The sequence below is a fragment of the Corynebacterium sp. p3-SID1761 genome (assembly GCF_055862885.1).
Genome location: NZ_JBSQBJ010000031.1, coordinates 1 through 6,379, shown reverse-complemented (window position 1 = coordinate 6,379; position 6,379 = coordinate 1). Strand labels below are relative to the sequence as shown.

7 protein-coding genes and 1 pseudogene are annotated in these 6,379 nt (G+C 51.7%); 1 reads left to right on the top strand and 7 read right to left on the bottom strand.

The annotated features are described in order from the left end of the window. From ACWXWJ_RS10145 to ACWXWJ_RS10120, 6 genes are all read right to left on the bottom strand, one after another. Nucleotides 1–425 (bottom strand): RHS repeat-associated core domain-containing protein (locus tag ACWXWJ_RS10145; RefSeq protein ID WP_473964334.1); only part of this gene is annotated, 425 nt, incomplete at its 3' end. Between the two features lie 202 nt (nt 426–627). After that, nucleotides 628–993 (bottom strand): hypothetical protein, encoded by a 366-nt coding sequence (locus tag ACWXWJ_RS10140; protein WP_473964333.1) that lies wholly within the window; start codon nt 991–993, stop codon nt 628–630. Nucleotides 994–1,626: 633 nt separating this feature from the next. Further along, nucleotides 1,627–2,304 (bottom strand): hypothetical protein, encoded by a 678-nt coding sequence (locus ACWXWJ_RS10135; RefSeq protein WP_473964332.1) that lies wholly within the window; start codon nt 2,302–2,304, stop codon nt 1,627–1,629. Nucleotides 2,305–2,316: 12 nt separating this feature from the next. Next, nucleotides 2,317–2,814, bottom strand: a complete 498-nt coding sequence (locus tag ACWXWJ_RS10130) for a Tox-REase-5 domain-containing protein (RefSeq protein ID WP_473964331.1) — start codon at nt 2,812–2,814, stop codon at nt 2,317–2,319. A 24-nt stretch (nt 2,815–2,838) separates the two neighbouring features. Beyond that, nucleotides 2,839–2,946, bottom strand: coding sequence for an RHS repeat-associated core domain-containing protein (locus ACWXWJ_RS10125; protein ID WP_408925828.1), 108 nt, complete (start codon nt 2,944–2,946; stop codon nt 2,839–2,841). A 308-nt stretch (nt 2,947–3,254) separates the two neighbouring features. Next, nucleotides 3,255–3,893, bottom strand: a complete 639-nt coding sequence (locus ACWXWJ_RS10120; RefSeq protein WP_473964330.1) for a hypothetical protein — start codon at nt 3,891–3,893, stop codon at nt 3,255–3,257. Nucleotides 3,894–4,561: 668 nt separating this feature from the next. Here ACWXWJ_RS10120 and ACWXWJ_RS10115 point away from each other — a divergent pair. Beyond that, nucleotides 4,562–5,785 (top strand): annotated as a pseudogene (locus tag ACWXWJ_RS10115) (IS3 family transposase). Nucleotides 5,786–5,917: 132 nt separating this feature from the next. Here ACWXWJ_RS10115 and ACWXWJ_RS10110 read toward each other — a convergent pair. After that, on the bottom strand, nt 5,918–6,379 hold a 462-nt coding region (locus ACWXWJ_RS10110; RefSeq protein ID WP_473964329.1), incomplete at its 5' end, for a hypothetical protein.

Below are 6,379 nucleotides of genomic sequence, written 5' to 3'. Positions count from 1 at the left end.
TTGGCTACGTCGGTGGCTTCGTCTGTGGATAGGCCGAGCTTTTGGAATTCAGGCATGGATTGAAGTTCTTTTACCGTGACTTGGTGGCATTGCAGTCCGAGGTAGTCGAACCAGTGTGCTGCGTGGTCAACAGACCCCTGTGCTGAGGCGAGGCGTGGGGCAAGTCCGAGTGGGGCTTGGGCGTTGTAAGCACCCAGGGTGGGACTGTAGTAACGGAAGCGGTTGTACGCCCACCCTGATTCCGCGTCCTCGTACTGACCGGCAAACAACAACGGGCTGGTACACCGACCAGACCAGGTGCGTGTGCCGTACAGGGTCTGCATGGCCCGGCCTTCTACGGTTCCGGTGGTGGTGTTGATCAGTTCCTGTGGTGCACCTGCTAGATCACACGCCAGGTCACACGATCCCACCGATTCTTGATCCAATAGGCCGCTTCCGGCTCCTTTTTGAGAATACGACTTATCGCACGGCCAGCTAGGCTGGCTTCCCTATCTCTTTCCGTTATAGCTTTCGAGACAGCATCGCGTAAACGGGGTTCATGTTGCTCCCAATCGGCTATTACGAAGGGAGAAATACGTTTCGAGGAAGTAACATGATCAAAATTGACTCCCGGGAAGCTAACATATTTCAGTTCTGCTCGGCTAATATCACACTTGTAAAACTGCTGGGCACCACGGCCTTGAGGTAGAAACCAATCTTGCAAGGTACCCGAGAAAAGCATTCAGTAATGAGGGGGGCTTTGACGGGCTCTCTATCACCAACGTCACGGATGTCCAAGTCGATGAACCGCGAACCATGCGCACTTGCTACCAAGGTAAGCCGTGTATCGTTACCGCGACAGGCATCAAAGACGGTATCAATCAGATGCGACTTAGCAAAGATTGCTGAGCCTTGACCGGCTACATCGCACGCAATGAACTGGCAATTCTTAATGGTCGAATCCAGCAAACGGATAATTGAAAGGTGGGCACTATTGAGGTAAAAATTTTCCAAAGAAATTCTAGTAAAGCACCAAGCATCTTTATCCGAGTAGGAAAGATCAACGTTTTAAACTAATTCCCTACAGCGCAGGAATGAGGTGGTCGGACTCGTCTCTTTCCATGAGAAACCCCGAAAGTCTTTCCTTCCATTCACCACGCCTTGAGGAGGCGTACGCAGGATAGCGTTTTCCTCTCCCAAAGATTGACGCCATCGTTCTTTAAAATTCACGACTTCTCAATCAAAAGACTTTACCCTTGAGATCCCTAATGCTAGCGTACCCTGTGTCGCTGTAAAGTGCTTGGTGCAAGTTCTCACCCACACCTTCTACCGCGCCATAGCTATTGTAATGACGAGGCCACGCCTTTTTAGTAGTACAATCCATCCACATGATCTGCTTGGAATCTGGCAGTTCGAACGTTACGTCAGGTCCTTTTGCCCCCTGTGGAGTAGTTCCTACTCCAAGCCTTTGCAAAAGAGAATCTTCTTGAATACGTCTCGGTGTGCTGCGCGGAAGCATTTAGGTTTCTAACCCTGCAATATCTAGGTGAACCAGGGATCAGTAACTAAATTAAAAAATAGAAGGAAATCAGGGAACCGGTGGCAATAAGATGACAAGAGCAACCGATAGTACGATCGGCGGCGTCACTAATTTTCGATGGCGTCTTGCACGAGTTGCAGATCTGCTATTGTGATCTCGCCCGGTGGGGAGCACAATTTCACAAGGGAACCCTCGCTAGCCTGAATGACGTGGGCAAAATTGGGAGAAAACTTTTGCTCTGGAACCCTATTCCGAGTGAAAGTTAACCAGCCGACACTCTTCGCCTTAGACGTGGATCGTAATTTGAGACTCCATTTCGGCGATGTCAGAGCTGAACGATCGGGTTTAAGAACGCCATTAAGTTTTGAGAAGAGCTCAATACAGTCAGATTCTGGAAGGGGTAATTCTCCTATCGTAATATCCGATGAGAACTCAATTTCAAATAAATTAGTTTCGAACCAGTCTGGACAAACATTTAATCGAAACGACATTGTCTCGAGGGGATCGGCCGGTGACCAACCACTTAAAGAAGTGCCTAGCTCACTAAGAACTCCTGGCTCGGTTCCCTCAAAACCCATTCCATCGATTAAAATTTTTCTGACGCAATGTTGTGAAAATTCGATGGGGTCGTTTGGTTCGGGAGAATCTCCTTTAAGCCACCATTCCCCGAAGCGGGGAGCCATTTGCGCGAGAATCCGATGCACCGCTAGCACTAGATCCACGTCATCTTGCAAATCGTGTTGGGTGGACCGCCAGTAAAAACCAAATCTCGACATTTTAACCACGCTTAACGTTCTTTAGTTGCGGGCAAAGGGACGGTGGACGACGTCAATTGGGATACCTGTCTCCATAAACTGCCCGCTTAAATATTGGGCGAAATCTGCTTCTGCGACAATCCATTTCACTGGTGTGTCTCCAGCTGCTCGAACTTGAGCTCTCGCCTGATTCATCAACAAGTCCCCACCACGATACCATGGTAAAGTTTTGGTTCTTTCAGTGTTCAGGAATTTCTCATATCCGGGACCCTTCGCATCAATGAGAGTACCGTTCTTAAATCCGTCAAATTTTACACCGTTAACCCGATAACCAATTTCGGAAGGAACACCCGTAACAGTCTCTTGATACATCCTCGCACGATCCGACATAGACTCGTTAACCCGTTCCCAAACACCCGGACCCCCATCAGTTGTTCCAACTTTCGCATTAATTAGCGCATCCTTCTGACAGTGCGCCATCAACCCCAGTACGTCGACCAACAAGGCTGCGTGGTCAACATAGCCCTGCCCGGACGCCACCTGAGGCGCTAGCCCCAACGGGTTCTAGGCGTTATACGAACCCACCACCGGCTGGTAATACCGGAAACGGTTATACATCCACCCCGACTCCGCATCCTCGTACTGACCAGCAAACAACAACGGACTCGACACCCCACCATCCCAAGTCCGCTTCCCATACAAACTCTGCGCCACCCGGCCTAGCCGAGGTGGTCACCCCACACCCATTACCAGCAGCAACAGTGTCCTGACCGATCACCTCACCAGTGGTCGGATCAACCGACCACACTAAACCACAGCCCACAAGCTGCTGCCCGGTGGCGTAAAAGCTGATGCACCAACGGCTTTTTACCCAACCGCTTAGTCACCGTCTGCACCACCCGACCAGCCGTATTGGTCTGGAGTAACTCGACCTGATCTAGGGTGGAGACTGGTAGTAAGGAGTCTGGAAGAAGGTCGGGTTAATCCTCGTCTGTGCTTGCCTGTGTGGGTATGGGAGCATCTAGGCACCAACATCTGAATTGCTCGATCCACAGGTCTAGGCTTCTCAATGAAAAAACCGTCCGCGGAACCAATGGCAAAGTTCGTTCTTCGGCACTGGCCGCGCGAACGGCCATACCTGACACGAACATCTTAATCGACCATTTTTCTCTGTTGAGTGTCACTGTGTGTCCACTTGAACTTGTTCCATCCAAAACTTCTTTCGGAACAAACTGTCGTGTGTTTGGATCGTAGGCTGCCGCATCACTTAGAATCGCAGTGTTATCTGGATCGAAGGCATAGTCTTTAGTTTCTAGCTTGGCGATTCGCTTAAACGCGCCGTATTTTCCCAGAAATGAATGCTGCAGACAGAAGGGGGGAATTATCCATTCATTCTCATCTTTTTTCATGGTAGAAGCTTTCCCACTGTCCGCAACCCCAAGAATCGAAAGATTATTAGTTGTCAAGGGTATCCCCATGAGAAACCCAAAACCGGTTTGCCATTTCGCCCTCAACAAGTACGCATCGAGATATCCATTCTTTACTTTGAGGCCAAGGTGGATGTCGTTAAATCGACGGACTGATTTGTGGGCGTCTGAAAATACGATTTGATAAGACATATTGATCTCCGATATTTCGGCCTAAAGACCGATTACTTTAACTGCTCCGGTATCTACCATGTGCTGAGCCCACAAGAGGGCGCCCTGTCGTACATGCGTAGGAGCGACTCCCTTTGGCGAAACTTCGTGTCGAGCATTCAGTAACTGGCCACCATCCTTCTGCATATGTAGCGTATCTATTCCAAGCTCTTCAAAGGATCTCGCTTGGCGTCGGGTCAGCGAATCTGCGCCCGAGCTGAGCTTGGTAGGATCCAAATCCGCACGCTCCATGTCGGTCCCAAACCGATTACCGTGCTGGCCTGCCCGAGCAACAGGATCATTGGTCATTCCAATGTACTGCATCTGGTTGCCGGTTTTGTCCATATAGGAGTAGACATAAGCGTCGGTATTCCTTCCGTTGAGCCAGGCTTGCACAGCTGATCGGTCTTTCGCTGGAACTCCAGCAGCTTTAAGCTCATCGAGGCTAACCTCGTGGCACTTCAACCCCAGAACGTCGACTAAGAAGGCTGTGTGGTCAACATACCCTTGCCCGGACGCTACCCGAGGCTCTAGCCCCAACGGGTTCTGGGTGTTCTACGAACCCAGAAGCGACTGGTAAAACCGAAACCAGATATGCACTGAAGCGTCCTGGGTTTAGTTCCTACCTTTGCTAAGGAAGGATTGGCACTATGCCCAGAAAGTATTCCGCCGAATTCAAGGAGAAGGCGGTCCATCAAGTCTTAGAGATGGTCCGTCTGGAGTCCTGCTCACGGCAACGCGCCTACACGGAGATCGGTGAGCTCCTCGGAGTATCCCACCACACGTTGCGGGCTTGGTACCGCGACAGTGCCTCCACACGAGACGGCCGCACAACGCCAGATAGCGAAACAATGGAAGAAGAGCTCAGGCGTCTGCGTCGAGAGAACCGGGAGCTGAAACGAGCAAACGGGATTCTTAAAACTGCTTCGGCTTTTTTCGCAGCGGAACTCGACCGACCCACGACCACATGATCTCCTACATAGACGCGTACAAAGATCAATTTGGGGTCGAGGCCATCTGCCGTGTCCTTCGACAAGCAGATCGTGGATTCATCACCTCACGCGGCTACCGCAAGGCGACCACTCGTGTTCCCAGCGCAAGGGCCTTAAGCGATAGCCTGCTCATCCCAGAGATACAGCGTGTGCATGCGGAGAATTTCTCGGTCTACGGCATCCGCAAAATGTGGCACGCGATGAACCGTGAAGGTTTTCATATCGGTCGCGACAAGACCGCACGTCTGATGAAGCTAGCAGGTGTTTCCGGCCGCAGACGTGGGCGAACCCCAGTAACAACGATCAGCCCGAAGGCACCGGATCATCGCCCGGACCTTGTGCGCCGAAACTTCCGTGCGCAGGCACCAGGCAGGCTGTGGGTTGGGCGACATTACCTACGTTCGCACCCTGTCAGGATTCGCCTATACCGCGTTTGTCGTGGATGTATTCAGCCGAAAAATTGTTGGTGTTGCTACACGCTCGACAATGCGCACCGACGCGCTGCCGATGGAGGCTTTGGAGCATGCGTTAACGACTGCAGGGCGAATCCATGGAAACCAGCTAATTCACCATAGCGATCGGGGTAGCCAGTACGTGTCACTGAAGTATTCCACCGCGCTAGCTGAGTCAGGAATACGCCCGAGTGTGGGAACAGTCGGCGATTCTTATGACAATGCTCTAGCCGAGACCGTCAACGGTCTCTACAAGGCTGAACTGATTCATGCTCAGGGCCCGTGGACGTCAGTGGGAGAAGTTGAGTTGGCGACCTTGCGATGGGTTCATTGGTGGAACACTAAGCGGCTTCACGAAGCATTGGACTACGCCACCCCACAAGAAATAGAAACCGAGTACTATCTCACCCAGCCCGTCAGTACGGGGTAGTAAAAGAAGCGGAACTAAACCCAGGACGCTTCAAGTCGAGCGCCGCAGATCTCAACTAGCCCTATGAAGTTACGCATTCGGCATCGAGCAATCCCAAGACGTTTGTCATGTGCGTCGTGTGGAGTGGGGTTGCTAGTTGTCGAATTCAATTCCGTCGGCTTGCGCGTTCTTGATGGCTTCGGCGACGGCGTCGGAATTGGTGGCTAGTTTGGTGAGCCAGTGTCGGAGTTCGGTGATGATTTTTCTGTCGCCGGTGATGGTTGAGTTTTCTGCGGAGGCATCGATAGTGAGGTTGCCGTGGTGTTGTTGTGCCCAGTGACTTAATAGTCCTTCCCAGATGTAGCCGTTGGCGTCCATTCCGGTGGCAGTTATTGCTTGTTCGAGAGGGCTGTCAATAACAGAGTTGACGGTCATGCTGTGTTGACCGGCGAGCTGGCTGTTGGATTCGTCGAGTTCGATGGTGCGGGTGCGCAGGCCGGTGTCGGTGTTGGCGATGAGTGGTTGGTTGAAGGAGATGTCTTCTTCGGGGTAGCTCAGTTCCGTAGGGAGGGGAAGCCCTAGGTGGTAGCAACGGTACTGTTCAAGCCATAAATC

Excerpts from the sequence above, each read along its gene's own strand:
- ACWXWJ_RS10120 (WP_473964330.1), bottom strand. The coding sequence starts at position 3,893 with ATGTCTTATCAAATCGTATTTTCAGACGCCCACAAATCAGTCCGTCGA.